Raw genomic sequence first — 15,889 nt, 5'->3', positions numbered from 1 at the left:
CAAAGCTACATATCAATTCAAATCAAAAAATCAAAGAACGTGTATAAGTATTTTATTATCAGTCAATTATAAGCTTTTTAAAAAAATCAACGCATCACTAGTAATGAACTATACAAAAAAGAAGGAGAGTTTAGATATACGTCATGGTTACTGGAGGAAAAAATTTTAAAATTTGGAATGCCAGGAACTGGAGAAAATCATTTAATCATAAAGAAAGAACAATTAAGTAATGACTATTTTGTTTCTTGTGAGGACAATATGGATTACTTTTTTGTACCTATGGGTCAGTACCCATTAAACTATCGAATTGAAGAAAAGGACAAATGGGATTTAGGAGGTTCTCGTAAAAAATCTATTTTTATGACTGGTAATATGGATTCTCGATTTTATTATAAAATAGAAAATTTTCCAATCTTCAGTATTGTCAGTAGAAGAAGAGTGTATGACTACTTGATTTGTGCTAATATTTTTATGAAGATAAAATCGTTCAATGATTTAAATAATTACATTTCCGGCGAAGCGGATAATGGGGTGATTTTAATTGATACTCAAAACGATTTTAGTATAGATTTTCAAAATCTGAAGAAGATAACTAGAGAATTCAATTTTTATCTGGCGTTACCAGGAACAATAATTCCATATTGTCATAATTTGATAGAAGCCATGTCTGTAGGGTGCATACCAATTATTCAGAGGTCTTACGCTAAAAGTTTGCATCCTGAGCTGGTAAACGGTGAAAACTCTTTATTCTTTGAAACTTTAGAGGGTCTGGATGAAGTTATTAGAAAGTCCTTTAATTTATCTGATTCAGAAATTTTACGGATACGGGCGAACGTTCTAGATTATTATAATTCTCATTTGACTGCAAGTTCTGTTATCGAAAGGATAGAAAATAAAAAATTCAATAAAATTTTTATTCAAGGAGGTTGGTGTAGCATCGAAAAAGCAATCAGCTCATTACAAAAATTATAAGTGTAACTACTAGATGGATAGGCAACCTTTATTATCTATAATTATTCCCTGCTATAATGATGGCCGGTACATTGAGCAGTCTGTGGATTCCGCCTTGAACCAAACGTATCCTAAAATTGAAGTTATTGTCATAGATGATGGATCGAATGAAGAGACTAAAGCAGTCCTTGAAAAAATAAAACCTTACCTCACAGCTTTAATTACTCAGGACAATCGGGGTCAAAGCAGTGCTCGTAATAAGGGAGTAAAAGCAGCAAGAGGGGATTATATTCTTACGCTGGATAGCGATGATTTTTTCGAACCTTCTTTTTGTGAAAAGGCTGTAAAGCTGATTCAGGGAAAAGAAGAGGTGAAAATTGTGACCTGTTATGCCAAACGATTAAGAAATTCCGGCTATGATATATTCAAACCTGGTGGAGGTTACCTAAAGGATTTTTTAAATTATAACTGCGCATTGGGAACTTCCCTTTTTCGAAGAAGGGAAGCTTTAGCAATAGGAGGGTATGATGAATCCATGAGGAAAGGGTTTGAAGATTGGGAGTTTTTTATAAGACTTCTCAAGGATGGTGGTAAAGCCGTAGTTATACCGGAACCATTGTATAACTATCGAAAAAGGATAAATACAACAACAACCGTCGCAAATAAAAACAAGTATGCCCTCTTGCGTTATTTGTACTCCAAACATGAAAACCTTTATAAAGAGCATTTTCAAAATTTTGTTGATCATCTTCTAAACCGGATTGAACGGGAGGAAAAAGAAAAAATTAAACATACCAGTCGATTGGAGTTTATAATCGGGTCACAGGTTTTACGACCTTTACGTTATTTTAAATCCCTCATACGGTTATGAATGGTAAGGTCTTAATTTTATTGGCTACACACAACCGGGCCCATTTTATAGGTGCTACTCTGGATTCCATTATATCTCAGACCTATCCCAATTGGGAATGTCTGGTTATAGACGATAATTCTGTTGACAATACCATGGATGTCGTTTCGCAATATGTGAGAAAAGATTCCAGAATATTTTATCATAAAAAGGAAAAAAAATACGGCGCACGTTTGCCGGGAACGCGAAATCAGGGTTTAGATATGGCTCCTGATTTTGACCCAGAGTTCCTTCAGTTTTTTGATGATGATGATATCATGCATCCAAAGAAACTGGAACTTCAAATTGAAAGTTTAAATCATAATCAAGAGACCTGCTTTTCCTTGTGCAGTATGAAGAATTTCGTAAGTAATTCCGAAATACTGGGAAATGAAAGGAATGTGTCTTCTTACAGATCTAACCTTACATTAGGAGAGGCTTATTTAACAAGCGAGGTGAAATTAGTAGCCCAAGTTCCTGTTTTTAGATATAGCTATGTGAGGAATTTTAGATTTGACGAGAGTTTGTTTTTTGCTGAAGATTGGGAGTTGTTTTCGAAGGAGTTTCTCAGAACAAATCCGAAATATAATATTGTGGATAATGTGCTGGTTTATAGAAGGAAGCATAAAAATTCTATGACTGAGAATGATGACAGTGATTATGAGCGTCGTAAAGCATCGGCGATTGTAAAAATTAAAGTTTTTGATTACTTAAAAGAACATAACATTCATTCTAGGATTACCTTGTTCTATTTTTCCCGCAAGTTTCTGTTGTACCAATATGACTCACATCTGCTTGATCAAATCCAAGAATTGTTTAAAAATTTAAATACATGGGATTATTGGAGATTTAAAACTGCTAGAAAATTTCATTGGTTTTTTAGAAAACTGGTATTAAGAATTTTAAACTTCTGAAAATCAAACGAGATAAAAAAATGAAGATTGTAGTTTCCATTATTATTCCTACTTATAATAGGGCAAATTTATTAAGGGAGACCTTGATTTCTGTTTCTAAACAGAAGTTAGCCAACTGGGAGTGTATAATTGTGGATGATGGTAGTGAGGATCATACAAGGTTTGTAGTTAGAGAATTTACTGATGCTGATAAACGCTTTAATTATTACGAAAGGCCTTCATCCTATAAAAAAGGAGCCTCTTCTTGCAGGAATTATGGGTTTTTAAAGAGTCAAGGGGAATATATACAATGGTTGGATGATGATGACCTTATGTCGGAAAACAAACTAGCTTCACAGGTGCAAACTTTAAAATCATACGAATCCGCTATTGCCACTTGCGACTGGGATATATTATGGCCGGGCAAAAAGTATTTTAGAAGAAATTTACTCATTGGAAAAGACAATCTAACGCCTAAAGAATATTTTGAGGAACTAAGAAAACAACAGACCTTTGTGCCTCCACACACTTTTCTTGCTCCTAGATACGTAGTAGAAAAAGCCGGACTTTGGCATCCGAATTTGACATTGAATGATGATGCGGAATTTTTCGCCCGGGTTATACTACAGGCAAAAAAAGTTGTTTCCAGCCCCAATTGTCATGTCCTTTATCGGGAACATGACGGAGATAGGTTAAGTCATCAAATCAATTCCAATCGGTTATATTCGCTATTGGACAGTTTAAGATTAATCCATAGCCATTTAAAATCTCATGATATTGTAGTAAAACCATTTTTTAAATGGAAGTTACTACGCATATTATTAAATAATTGGGAAACAGAGAAAAAAGTACTCCAACAATATAGATCCTTTTTTAAAGAAAATGGTATAAATACAAAGTTTGCAAATGCTTATTTACTAAAATATAAGTTATATAAAGTAATTTACCCTCAGTACAAAAAATATATAAAAATGAAACGACCTGTTTAGGTTTATATACCAGAGGAAGGTGTTAGAACCAATCAAGACTGTGAATTTTTGCAAATTTAGGAACTGTTCAGTTAAATGATGGAAGAAAACCAAATAGCAGTTGTAATTCCTTTTTTCAAAAAAGATTTTTTTGATAAGACATTGGAGTCGTTAAGTATTCAAACCAATAAGAGGTTTACGGTCTATGTTGGGAATGATGCTAGCCCTGATGATCCCTTAGAGATAATTGGAAGATACTCTAATATGATTAAAATTAGGTATACCAATTTTGATCAAAATTTAGGGGCAAATTCTTTGTCTAAACAATGGCAGAGATGTCTGAATCAAGTTGATATAGAAGAGTGGGTAATAATCTTGGGAGACGATGATGTTCTTGGGATGAATTGCATTGCTGAATTTTATACTCATCTTACTAATATTAATATGGAGGCAATAGATGTAATTCGGTTTGCTAGTTTAGTAATAGACAGTCAGGGAAAAGCTATTTCTGAAGTTCAAAGGCACCCTGTGATTGAAAATTCTATCCGTTTTTTGTTCAGAAAGATAAATGGCAATGCCAGAAGTTCCATTAGTGAACATATTTTTAAAATTTCCTCCGTTAGAAAATATAAATTTAAAGATTTGCCACTAGCATGGCATACCGACGATTTAGCTCTCTTGGAATTTTCTAATTTTGGAAATATTTTTTCTATTAATGCTGCTGTGGTTTATATAAGGTTAAGCAAAATAAGCATTTCAGGAAGAAATGATCTCTCACGTTTAAAGAACACCAGTTCATTTTTATTTTATAATTATCTTTTAAAAAACTATTCCACCAGGTTTTCAAAAATGGAGAAGCGGGTGCTTTTAAAAAAAATGGAGAAGCGGGTATTAGATGATAAAGCAAATTTTATTTTATTTTCAAAGTTGGCATTACTTTATTTTAGGAAGTATGACATGCCGGGCTTCGCGTTATTTTTATTGGACTTCTCACGAAACATTCGAAATTCATATCATAGTAGGTTGAAAGGATATAAAGGTAAAATGAAGTAATTGCCTTTATTTCCTTCCGTAGAAGGTTTTCTGGATTTTCAAAAATTAAATAGATTATGAGATGCTTAGTAATAATTCAAGATTTGCGCATATCGGGGACCAGTGAAGGTATCGTCTCAAGGTCTTTCATTTCCAAACTTAGAAAAAGTTTTCCCAGTTCAAGCATTGATGTGCTTTATTTAAGAAACCATCATAATGACGATAAGCTGCATTTGTTACCCATTGATCATTTGGAACAGCACTATATTGATCCGAAAATTCCTGCTTCAACAAAATTTATTAATCGCTTTTATTGGAGAGTGACAGGCATTTCCCTAAACAAAGAAAAACATGTGGGAAAGTACCGAAAGCATATTCAGAAAATCGATCCAGAGCAATATGACCATATCTTTATTAGGAGTTCGGGTTTAGAGCATGAAACGATTTTGGCAGCTGCTGGTCTGCCAATTCTTAAAAAAGCTGTTATTAATTTTCATGATGCCTTTCCTGTCTTTTGGGATACCGGTTCAAAACTTGTTTTAGATAATTTAACGCTACAGGGGCTTAAGAAAATGTGGAAGGTTGTAATCACGGCCAAAAAATGCATGAGTCCCTCTAAAATGTTGTCTGAAGACTTACAGCACCTTTTTGGGACGAACAAAGCTTTCTATACACTTCCCCATCAATTTGAAAGTTCTGCTTTTGATATAAAATCTGCAATTGGAGTGAGGGCAAAGAAAAAGCAGGTTACCATTTCCTATCATGGTGCTTTACAGTTTGCCAGAAATATTAATTTTCTGTTGGATGCCTACCTTGAACTTATAAATGAAAATCCACTTTATAAGGAAAAAACAGAATTCGTGCTCCGAGTAAAAGGTGCTCATTCTACAGGAGTGATAAATAAATATCAGGATTCTCCGAACCTGATTTTTTTGGGTGGATTGAATTTTGAAAGTTCTGCTTTTGAACAAGCGAATGAAACAGATATTCTAATAATTTTGGAAAATTGTGCTCCACACAGTAATATATTAGTGGGGAAAGCTCCTTTTCTCTCTTTTCTTAAAAAGCCAATTCTTTCTTTATCTCCTGGAAGAAGTGAGGTTCGCCGTATAGTGGGAACAGGCGATTTTGTAGCCAGTTGTAATGACCAACATGAAATCAAACTAAAATTATCATTTCTTATTGATAGAATTTTGGGAGGGGAAACAGAAGCAGAACCTTTTTCGGATTACTTCAGTGATGAAAATTTTAAGAAAAGTATTTTAAATATACTGAAAGATTAAATTTTGAAAGTAAAATAATGAGGAAAGGCTTAAATCCGAACAAAAATAGGAAATCTACCAAATCACAATACCTGCACCAAGTGGTAATACCTGTTTACATTCCTCATCTGGAAGGATATTTTTCAGGCTCATTTGAGATTTTTAAATTCTGTATAGAATCGATACTCAAAACTAGCTATAATAGTACCTTTATTAGTATAATCAACAACGGAAGCTGCGCAGAAGTGAGGGCCTACTTGAACGACTTATTGTTTGAAAAAAAGATCCAAGAGCTTGTCCATTCCGAAAACATTGGGAAAATCAATGCTGTTTTGAAAGGATTGGTAGGACATAACATTCCATTGGTAACAATTGCCGATGCAGATGTATTGTTTCTTTCTGGCTGGCAAGAAGCTACTTATGATATCTTTGCTACATTTGAAAGAGCCGGTGTAGTTGGACTGACTCCGCAATTTAAGTCGTACGAAAATCAGTCAGGCAATGTTATTTACTCAAATTTATTTTCGGGTAAAATGAAATTCACAGAGGTGAAAGATCCTGATGCCTTGAAAATGTATTATAAGAGTTTAGGTTGGGACGAAAGTTATAATAGAGATTATTTAAAGAAAACCCTTACTATCTCAAAGGATGGTATTAAAGCTGTCGTGGGCTCTGGACATTATGTGGCAACCTATAGGCGATGTGTTTTTAGCGAAATGTTTACTTATGATCCTGCGAAACTAGGACTTGATTCTGAAAAAAAATTAGATGAAATGCCACTTCGTAAAAATCTTTGGAGGCTTACCACAAGCGATAATTATGCTTATCATATGGGAAATGTACTAGAGAACTGGATGGAAGAAGAAGTTAAGGAGTTAGCACCGGCTAAAGATTCTGTTCGCTATTCGCCTAACTTCCAAAATATTCGGAATGAGAACCCTCTATTTTATTTTGTTAAAAACAGGTTTTTTGTAAAGCTGTTTTCATTAATATGGATTAAGCACATCTTTTATAAATTTAAGGGTCTGCCCAAGGAGATGAGAAGGAATTATTAGAAAGAGAAAAAAAATAATATAATATGGCCTTATTTTATGGGTTAGCTGTTATAGATTTATGGATATTTATAAATTAGTAAGTATATTAATAACGACAAAGGACAGGCTGGGCGAGTTAAAGAGGACATTAAATTCTTTAGAGCCTCTTCTTAGTAGAGGGCTCATTTTAATTATTTGCGATGATGGTTCTACTGATGGTACTTCCGAATTTCTTAAGGAAAAATATCCTACTGCTTTAGTAATTAGAAACAAGGAAAGTAAGGGTTTAATATTTAGTCGAAATCTCTTAATGAACATGGTAAATACTGTTTATGCCATTTCCTTAGATGATGATGCGAATATTTTGACGAGAAATCCCATCTCAGCAATTGTAAATTACTTTAAAAAAAATCAAAAATGTGGTGTAATTGCTTTTCGGATATATTGGGGAATAGAAAAGCCTCCAAAAGCAGAAATTTCCGAAGAACCGTTAAGAGTAAGGGGATTTGTAGGTTGTGGACACGCTTGGCGTATGCAGGCATGGTACCAAATACCTAATTACCCTGAATGGTTTAAGTTTTATGGAGAGGAACAGTTTGCTTCTTATCATCTTTTAATGAGCGATTGGGAAGTGCATTATTTTCCACACATTTTTATACACCACCGCGTTGATAATAGGTCTCGCAAAAATCAAAAAGATTACATTCTTAGAACTAGAAGGTCATTAAGATCGGGCTGGTATCTCTACGTAATGTTTCTGCCAGTAAAGGTAATTATTCCAAGAATAGTATATTCTTTGTGGATACAGATAAAAACGAAAGTAGTAAAAGGGGATAGTAAATCTACGATAGGTATCCTCCAGGCAATTGGTGACACTGTAATAAATCTGCCTAAGTTATTACAAAACCGTACTGCATTATCTCATTTAGAATACCAAACCTATTATGAATTACCTGATGAGAAGATTTATTGGAAGCCAAAAATAAAACATGATTTGTCTGTAATTATAAGTAATGGCCCAAGATCTTAAAACCCTTGCTAGAGAGGAATATTAATTTTTATTATCTACTATGAATATTATAGCTGAAATAGGACAGGCCCATGAGGGAAGTTTTGGACTTGCTTTAAGTTACATTGATGCTTTGGCAGAAACAGGAGTGGATGCCGTTAAATTTCAAGTGCACATTGCTGATGCAGAGAGCAGTTTTCATGAACCCTTTAGAGTAAAATTTTCAAAACAGGATGATTCACGTTTTGAGTATTGGAAGCGAATGGAGTTTTCCCCGACTCAATGGAAACTAATCAAAACAAGATGTGAGGAAAAAGGAGTGGAGTTTCTGGCTTCCCCTTTTAGCAATGTGGCGGTAGACCTTCTGGAAGAACTGGGGGTAAAGCAGTATAAGATAGGATCGGGCGAGGTGAATAATTTTCTGTTGCTTGAAAAGATTTCCAAGACAGGAAAACCCATAATTTTATCCTCGGGAATGAGTTCATTTTCAGAATTGGATCAGTCTGTCAAATTTTTGAAGGATAAAGGAGTGACTTTTTCTGTTCTGCAATGTACCACAGCTTATCCTACTCAGCCGGAGAATTACGGATTGAATGTGATCGAGGAATTAAAAGAAAGGTATGGTGTAAAAATTGGCTATTCAGATCATTCAGCAAAGATAGAAACCTGCATTGCCGCCGCTGCTTTGGGAGCGGAAATCCTAGAGTTTCACGCAGTTTTTGACCGTAGGAGTTTTGGCCCGGACGCAAAATCTTCATTGGAAATAGATGAGATAAGTCAGTTGGTCAAATCGGTAAGGAACATTACATCTGCATTAAAACATCCTGTAGATAAAGGAGATAATTCCTCTTTTAACGAATTAAAAAATATTTTTGAAAAATCACTGGCAGTGAATAAAGATTTTCCTTCAGGACACCACCTTAATTTTGAAGATCTGGAGGCTAAAAAGCCTAAAGGCTTTGGAATTCCTGCTTCCGAATTTGAGAAGGTGATAGGAAAGAAGATAGCACAGGATCTAAAGCAGTGGGATTTTTTAAAGGAGGAGGATTTGAGCTAAAGTATTTACAATGTGAACCGTCATTGCGGGTCCGCCGTAGGTGGACGTGGCAATCTGTTGTAGGTTACCTCCTAACATGATCGTGACTAATTTACAACAGATTGTTTCGCTTCGCTCGCAATGACCTTTCTAACAAATTTCCTAATTTAGCAAAACTGACCAAAAGAGAACAACCGAAAACGGAAAACGGAAAACTGAAAATGCCCAAAAGAAAAATTTGTGTAGTAGTTACTGCCCGGCCGTCTTACAGCCGGATCAAAACTGCACTAACCGCTATAAAAAATCATCCCAAACTGGAACTACAGCTGGTGATAGCCGGTTCTGCCTTACTGGACAGATACGGGAATGCGGTGGATTTCATCGAGAGGGATGGTTTTGCGATTGCAGCAAAAGTTTTTATGGTGCTGGAAGGAGAAAATCCTACCACTATGGCTAAAACTACCGGAATTGGGGTAATGGAATTAACAAATGTCTTCTATAATCTGCAGCCGGACGCTGTAATTACTATAGCAGACAGATTCGAAACCATTGCAACATCTATAGCTGCTGCCTATCAGAATATTCCCCTGGTACATGTACAGGGCGGGGAAGTTACCGGGAGTATAGATGAAAAGGTGCGGCATGCGAATACCAAACTGGCAGACCTGCACCTGGTTTGTACTGCAGATGCTAGGGAAAGGGTAATAAAACTTGGCGAGGAGCCGGACAAAGTGATCAACACCGGTTGTCCTTCAATAGATTTGGCCAAAGAAGCAGAAGAAAATCCGGAGTTGGATTTCGATCCCATTAAAAAATATGGAGGGGTAGGTGCCGAACTGAACTGGAAAGACGGTTATCTTGTGGTAATGCAACATCCGGTGACTACGGAATATAGAGAAGCAAAAAAACATATACAGAAAACCCTCAGAGCTATTAAAGCGTTGGATTATCCTGCCTTCTGGTTTTGGCCCAATGTGGATGCCGGTTCAGATGGGACTTCTAACGGAATTCGCGCTTTTCGGGAGTTGGAGCAGCCAAAGAACATCCATTTTTTCAAGAACATGGAGCCGATGGATTTTCTGAAATTATTGAAAAATTCCAAAGCTCTAATTGGTAATTCCAGCGCAGGACTCAGGGAATGTGCTTATCTGGGTGTACCGGTGGTGAACATTGGAAATAGGCAGCACCGGAGGAACCGTGCCGGAAATGTAACCGATGTTGATTATAAAGAAGAAGAAATTCTCAAAGCAACAAAGTCGGCAATAGAACAAAAGCATTTTAAAAGCTCTACTCTCTATGGAAATGGAAATTCAGGAAGAAAAATTGCTGATATATTAGCTGAAACTGAATTGACCTTCAGTAAAACCATCACGTATTAATGAGGATTTTAGGAATCATACCGGCAAGAGGTGGAAGCAAAGGAGTACCGGGTAAAAATATTCGGGAATTTGACGGAAAACCTTTGATCGCTTATGCCATTGAAACAGGAAAGAAAAGTAAGTTTCTTTCTGAATTGGTAGTAAATACTGAAGATGAAGAAATAAGTAGGATTTCTGAAGAATATAATTGTCGGGTAATAAAACGGCCTGTCGAATTTGCTTCAGATACTTCGAATGTTGTAGAAAGTGTGCTGGATACGCTTCAGAAATTCGAAGCTGAAAATACTTTTTTTGATGCTGTTTTATTGCTTCAACCTACAGCGCCTTTACGAACTGCAAAGGACGTGGATAATGCAATTGAAATTTTAGAATCTGAAGATACAGATGCAGTGATAAGTATGGTTTCCGTAGGAGATCAACATCCGGCCAGGATGTACAGGATAGAAGGTGGGGAAGCCAAATGTGAGATGCCGGAATTCGAGACCACTAGAAGACAGGATCTGCCGGAAAGATATATTAGAAATGGTTGTATTTACTTGGTCAAAACTGAAACCCTTAAGAGTGAGGAAACTTTTGTGCCAAAATCTAAAGCGGTTCATATAATGGATGCGGAATGGGCAGTAAATATAGACACCGAAAGGGATGTTCTTATTCTGAATTACTTGATAGAGAAATGGAATAACCTAAACCCATGAAAGTTTTAATAACCGAACCTTTAGATTTTGGAAGAGAGAATCTGAAACTGCTTGAGGAAATAGCGGAAGTTAAAAAAGGACCATTTTCAAGACCTGATTTGTTGAAAGCTGTCGGGGATGTGGATGTCCTTATGATTCGGTTAGAGCATATTGTTAATGAAGAAGTTTTTGAAAAAGCCAATAAGCTAAAATTCATTCTGACTCCTACCACCGGATTAAACCATATTGATATGGATGCCGCAGGCAAAAGAGAGGTCAAAATAATTTCTTTAAAAGGAGAATCAGAATTCTTGGCTGGTATTCCTTCTACAGCGGAACATACCTGGGCGTTGATGTTGTCTCTACTTCGGAAAATTCCGGCGGCTCATAAACACGTGATGCAGGGGGAATGGAAAAGAGACGAGTTCAAATCCCATAACATCTATCATTATAAGCTCGGAATCCTGGGCTTTGGAAGAGTTGGGAAACAAATAGCAGAATATGCCAAAGTATTTAAAATGCCGTTTGTGTTTTATGATACAGATCCCAATCTTAAAGATCAAGCTAATGCTGTGGAAGACCTGGAACAATTTATGGAAGAGATAGATATTCTTTCCATTCATATTCCGCTAAACCTGGAAAATACCCAATTTCTAAATGAAGCAAACCTGAAATATTTAAAACGAACTGCATACATCATAAATACCTCTAGGGGAGAAGTAATTGATGAAGCTATTTTGGCGGATATGTTGATTAATAAGAAAATTTCAGGATTGGCCACAGATGTATTGGCTTCAGAATTATCTTCAAAATCTCGCAGCAATAATCCTTTAATAAAGGCAGCACAGCATCTAGATAATATCATTATTACTCCTCATATCGCCGGTGCTACCTATGAATCTATGTGGAGAACAGAAGAGTTTGTAATAACAAAGTGGATGGAAATCCTGCAGGCATAACTTTCCTTCATATTTAAATTCTTATTTTGAGACCCTCAAAGAGCGTTTTATGCAGACTAATATTTCAGCAAAGAAATCACAGCATATTCTGGGACTGGTAATAGTCGATGGAGTGGGGTATCGTAACTTTATTTTAAGTGATTTTGTTAATCAAAGTTTGAATACTTTTGATGAGGTGGTGATTTTTTCTGGGTTACCATCTGAATCTTTTGGAATGCAGGAGCAGTCTAATGTGAGGATTATCGAACTTCCTGTTTTTCAGGAATCAGGTAAAACCTGGTTTTGGCGTAAAGCCAAGGAAGTGGCTCATATGCAACTGCATAAGGATAACTTTGCCGGTATAGATTATAATCTTCAGAAGAATTATCCCAATACGAAGTCTAAACGGGCGCTAATCACTAAAGTGATTTTCAAGATAACATCTGTATTTCATTCAGAAAAATGGATCAACAGGTTTTATAGGTATCAGGTTAACTCTTTTAAGAAAAATGAGGTTACAAAATTGTACAGCGAATTATTAAAAAGAGAGGAACCTGATCTTTTATTTTTCACCCACCAAAGACCCCCATATCTAGCTCCGCTCGACTATGCAGCCAAAGAACTGGGCATTAAAACCTGTTCTTTCATTTTCAGTTGGGACAATTTACCCTCAAAGGGAAGAATGGCAGCGCCCTTTGATTCCTTCCTGGTATGGAGTGATTTAATGAAGAAGGAATTGCATTATTTCTATCCTGAAACAAAAAATCAGTCGGTGGAGGTAGTTGGCACTCCACAGTTTGAACCCTACGTGCTGGACAGATATACTTCTTCAAAAGAGGATTTTCACCAAAAGTTTGAGCTGGATCCTGGCCTTAAAACCATTTGCTATAGTTGTGGCGACGCTTCTACCAGTAAAAATGATCCTGTTTACATTGAGGTTATTGCAAAACTTATCAAGCAGATAAAATTGACTGAAAACATTAATTTCCTGGTGCGTACTTCCCCGGCGGAGGATGGTTCAAGGTTTAGAGAGGTAGTTAATAGATTCCCTTTTATTAAATGGAATTATCCTAAATGGAAATTAACCCGCAAAGATCATCCTGAGCCATGGTCTCAGCGAGTGCCGCTTCCTGAGGATTTGATAGATTTAAGATCATTACTGGAATATTGTGATTTGAATATTAATATGTGCTCTACGATGAGCCTGGATTTTATGTTGTTTGACAAACCTGTAATAAATCCGAATTTCGGAACAGAAGAAAATGATCTTTATGATGATCAAAAATACTTGCAATATAGCCATTACGAGCGTGTGGTGCAGAGCGGCGCAGTAGCAACCGTTAAAAATGAAGAGGAATTGCTTCGGGAGATCAATTTCAGCCTGAACAACCCCGAAGCCCGAATTAAAGAACAAAAGGAATTACTAAAACTGCAAATAGGAAAGCCGCTGGAAGAAACCAGTCAAAGAATTACTGAAACCTTAAAAGAATTTTCAGAAGCTTGAGCAACGGGAAAAACATAGCTGTAATTTGCAACTACGAACTGAAACAGGATCGTATCGGGGGAATGGATCGCTTCTATAAAGCTTATAATGAAGAGCTACTTCAAAAAGGGCATAAGCCAACCTGGATTTTTTCCGGTGGAGAGAGATTTGATTTTTACTTGGGTTTTGACCTTTACCTGGCGGGACAGCAGGAATCTGTAGAGGATTTTGCACTAAATTTCCTGAAGGAAAATGAAAGTTTTAATATTATAGTTACTCATTTCCTAGCGCTTTGTACTTCGTTTTATAAAGAGCTGAAAAGTAATAATCAGCCTTACATCATTGCGGTAGACCATAATCCGCGCCCGCTGCATGGTTTTCCGTTGAAAAAGCGAATAAAAAATAAGCTAAAAGGAAGACTATATTCTCAATATATTGACTGTTTCGTAGGGGTATCTCAATACACCGCCGATTGTCTTCTTCAGGATTACGGCAGCAATCTTAGAAGAAAGACAGAAGTTGTTTATAATGGAATTGACACTTCAGCGTATCTAAAACGAACAGAGGAGAACCGGGGGAAATTTATTGTGGCTTCACATTTAAGAGAGTCCAAAGGCATTCAGGATTTAATAGAAGCTGTAAGATTTTTACCGGAAGCAATCCGGAACATGATACAAATAGATGTTTTTGGGGAAGGCCCTCTGGAAAAGGATCTAAAAAAATTGGTAGCGGTATACGAGTTGCAGCATCAGTTTAGCTTCAAAGGAAGCAGTCCGGAGCTGCCGGAACTTTTTAGGAATTATTCTTATATGCTGCAACCCACCTATATGGAGTGCTTTAGTTTATCTATCCTGGAAAGCCTGGCGGCCAATGTGCCGGTAATTACCACGCCGGTAGGTGGGAATCCCGAGATTATTTCCCACGGAAAGAATGGTTATATTTTTCAGGCAGGAAATATAGAAGGATTAAGAGAGCTACTGCAAAAGGTGATGAATAAGGAAATTACCATTTCTCAGGATGTGAACGGGTTAATTGAGAAGGAGTATAGCCTGGATCAAATGGTCGCAAATCATATAAAGCTACTTCCATGCACCTAGGTTTTTTAACTCCGGAATATCCACATCCGAGGGTACTTTCTTCCGCCGGTATCGGTACCAGTATTGGTAATATGACTGATGCACTGGCTGCGGAAGGAGTAACGGTTTCCATTTTTGTTTATGGGCAGAAAGAAGATGCTGTATTTACTGAAAATGGCATCAAATTCCATTTGATCAGGCAACGGAAATTCAGGTTGGCCGGATGGTTCTTATATAGAAAATTTCTTCAGAATTACCTGAACAATTTTATTGTAGTAGATAAAATAGAAGCCATTGAGGCTCCTGACTGGACAGGAATTACTGCTTTTATGAAGCTGCGCTGCCCATTGGTGATCAGGATGAATGGCAGTGATGCTTATTTTTGTAAGCTGGAGGGGAGGCCACAGAAAAAGAAGAATTTCTGGTTTGAAAAAGAAGCTTTGAAAGATGCAGATCGGCTTTTATCAGTTAGCGAATTCACGGCAAAACAAACTGCGGAGATATTTAAACTGAAGAAAAATATTAGCGTCATTCCAAATTCAGTAGATACAGAATATTTTAACCCATATTCTAAAGACATAGTGCCGGATACCCTGCTTTACTTCGGAAGTCTCATCAGGAAAAAGGGAGTCCTGGAGCTGGCGCAGATTTTCAATATAGTGGTGGAGCAAAAGCCTGAAGTTAAATTGTTGCTCTTGGGAAAAGATGTGAATGATATATTTGAAAACAAATCTACATTAGAGCTTTTTCAGCAAAAACTTTCTCCGGAAGCAAAGGGGCAGGTACAGCATATCCCCGGAGTGGCTTATGAGAGGATCAGGGAGTACATAGCTTCCGCCGCTGTTGTCGTCCTGCCGAGTTTTGCCGAAGCCCTGCCAATGACCTGGCTTGAAGCCATGGCCATGGAAAAAGCTCTGGTAACTTCAAATATAGGTTGGGCAAAAGAAGTAATGATTTATGGGGAAACAGGATATACAGAAGATCCTACTAATCATTTCGCCTATGCTGAGAAAATATTACGATTATTACAAGCCCCGGAACGTGCACAACAAATGGGAAAAGCTGCACGCGAGCAGGTGGTAAAGAAGTTTTCCACAGAAGTAATTGTGCAGAGGAATAATAAATTTTATAAAGGGGTTGTGGGGAAGTGACGTTGTGATGAAGTAATGAAGTGAAGGAGTGATGTGTGATTGCTGCACTTCGTCGAATTCGGCTTTTAATTCAGTACTCCGGTTGAGTTCCCTCTCCTTCGGAGAGAGCCTGTC

General features: G+C 36.9%; 15 protein-coding genes. All 15 read left to right on the top strand.

The window, feature by feature from the left end:
- The first annotated feature begins 177 nt into the window (after positions 1–177).
- A complete protein-coding gene (locus IE056_RS17420) occupies positions 178–972 on the top strand; it encodes a hypothetical protein (protein WP_189606268.1) in 795 nt (264 codons plus the stop codon).
- 13 nt (positions 973–985) lie between these two features.
- Entirely contained in the window at positions 986–1,822 is an 837-nt protein-coding gene (locus IE056_RS17415) for a glycosyltransferase family 2 protein (RefSeq protein WP_189606267.1), read from the top strand.
- Complete coding sequence (locus tag IE056_RS17410; protein ID WP_189606266.1) at positions 1,819–2,754, top strand: glycosyltransferase family 2 protein; 936 nt, start codon at positions 1,819–1,821, stop codon at positions 2,752–2,754. Before IE056_RS17415 ends, IE056_RS17410 begins: the two co-directional genes overlap by 4 nt.
- 20 nt (positions 2,755–2,774) lie before the next feature.
- Entirely contained in the window at positions 2,775–3,722 is a 948-nt protein-coding gene (locus IE056_RS17405) for a glycosyltransferase family 2 protein (RefSeq protein WP_189606265.1), read from the top strand.
- A 78-nt stretch (positions 3,723–3,800) separates the two neighbouring features.
- Positions 3,801–4,754 (top strand): glycosyltransferase, encoded by a 954-nt coding sequence (locus IE056_RS17400; protein ID WP_189606264.1) that lies wholly within the window; start codon positions 3,801–3,803, stop codon positions 4,752–4,754.
- Positions 4,755–4,810: 56 nt separating this feature from the next.
- A complete protein-coding gene (locus IE056_RS17395; RefSeq protein WP_189606263.1) occupies positions 4,811–6,016 on the top strand; it encodes a hypothetical protein in 1,206 nt (401 codons plus the stop codon).
- Positions 6,017–6,096: 80 nt separating this feature from the next.
- Positions 6,097–7,050 (top strand): glycosyltransferase, encoded by a 954-nt coding sequence (locus IE056_RS17390; RefSeq protein WP_189606262.1) that lies wholly within the window; start codon positions 6,097–6,099, stop codon positions 7,048–7,050.
- 58 nt (positions 7,051–7,108) lie between these two features.
- Positions 7,109–8,059 carry a glycosyltransferase family 2 protein gene (locus IE056_RS17385; protein ID WP_189606261.1) on the top strand — a complete coding sequence of 317 codons (951 nt, stop codon included), beginning with the start codon at positions 7,109–7,111 and terminating at the stop codon, positions 8,057–8,059.
- A 40-nt stretch (positions 8,060–8,099) separates the two neighbouring features.
- Positions 8,100–9,095 carry an N-acetylneuraminate synthase family protein gene (locus IE056_RS17380; RefSeq protein ID WP_189606260.1) on the top strand — a complete coding sequence of 332 codons (996 nt, stop codon included), beginning with the start codon at positions 8,100–8,102 and terminating at the stop codon, positions 9,093–9,095.
- A gap of 200 nt (positions 9,096–9,295) precedes the next feature.
- Entirely contained in the window at positions 9,296–10,453 is a 1,158-nt protein-coding gene (gene neuC / locus IE056_RS17375; RefSeq protein ID WP_189606259.1) for a UDP-N-acetylglucosamine 2-epimerase, read from the top strand.
- Positions 10,453–11,148, top strand: coding sequence for an acylneuraminate cytidylyltransferase family protein (locus IE056_RS17370; RefSeq protein WP_189606258.1), 696 nt, complete (start codon positions 10,453–10,455; stop codon positions 11,146–11,148). Before neuC ends, IE056_RS17370 begins: the two co-directional genes overlap by 1 nt.
- A complete protein-coding gene (locus tag IE056_RS17365; protein WP_189606257.1) occupies positions 11,145–12,086 on the top strand; it encodes an NAD(P)-dependent oxidoreductase in 942 nt (313 codons plus the stop codon). Before IE056_RS17370 ends, IE056_RS17365 begins: the two co-directional genes overlap by 4 nt.
- Positions 12,087–12,135: 49 nt before the next feature.
- Positions 12,136–13,569 (top strand): hypothetical protein, encoded by a 1,434-nt coding sequence (locus IE056_RS17360; protein WP_189606256.1) that lies wholly within the window; start codon positions 12,136–12,138, stop codon positions 13,567–13,569.
- The gene (locus IE056_RS17355; protein WP_189606255.1) at positions 13,566–14,645 is read left to right on the top strand and encodes a glycosyltransferase family 4 protein; all 1,080 of its coding nucleotides are present in this window, start codon (positions 13,566–13,568) and stop codon (positions 14,643–14,645) included. The genes IE056_RS17360 and IE056_RS17355 overlap by 4 nt, the downstream gene beginning before the upstream one ends.
- Positions 14,636–15,775 carry a glycosyltransferase family 4 protein gene (locus IE056_RS17350; protein WP_189606254.1) on the top strand — a complete coding sequence of 380 codons (1,140 nt, stop codon included), beginning with the start codon at positions 14,636–14,638 and terminating at the stop codon, positions 15,773–15,775. Before IE056_RS17355 ends, IE056_RS17350 begins: the two co-directional genes overlap by 10 nt.
- The last annotated feature ends 114 nt before the right edge of the window (positions 15,776–15,889 follow it).

The organism is Salinimicrobium marinum (assembly GCF_014651535.1).
Classification (GTDB): Bacteria; Bacteroidota; Bacteroidia; order Flavobacteriales; family Flavobacteriaceae; genus Salinimicrobium; species Salinimicrobium marinum.
This window is presented reverse-complemented; position numbering and strand designations above follow the sequence as displayed.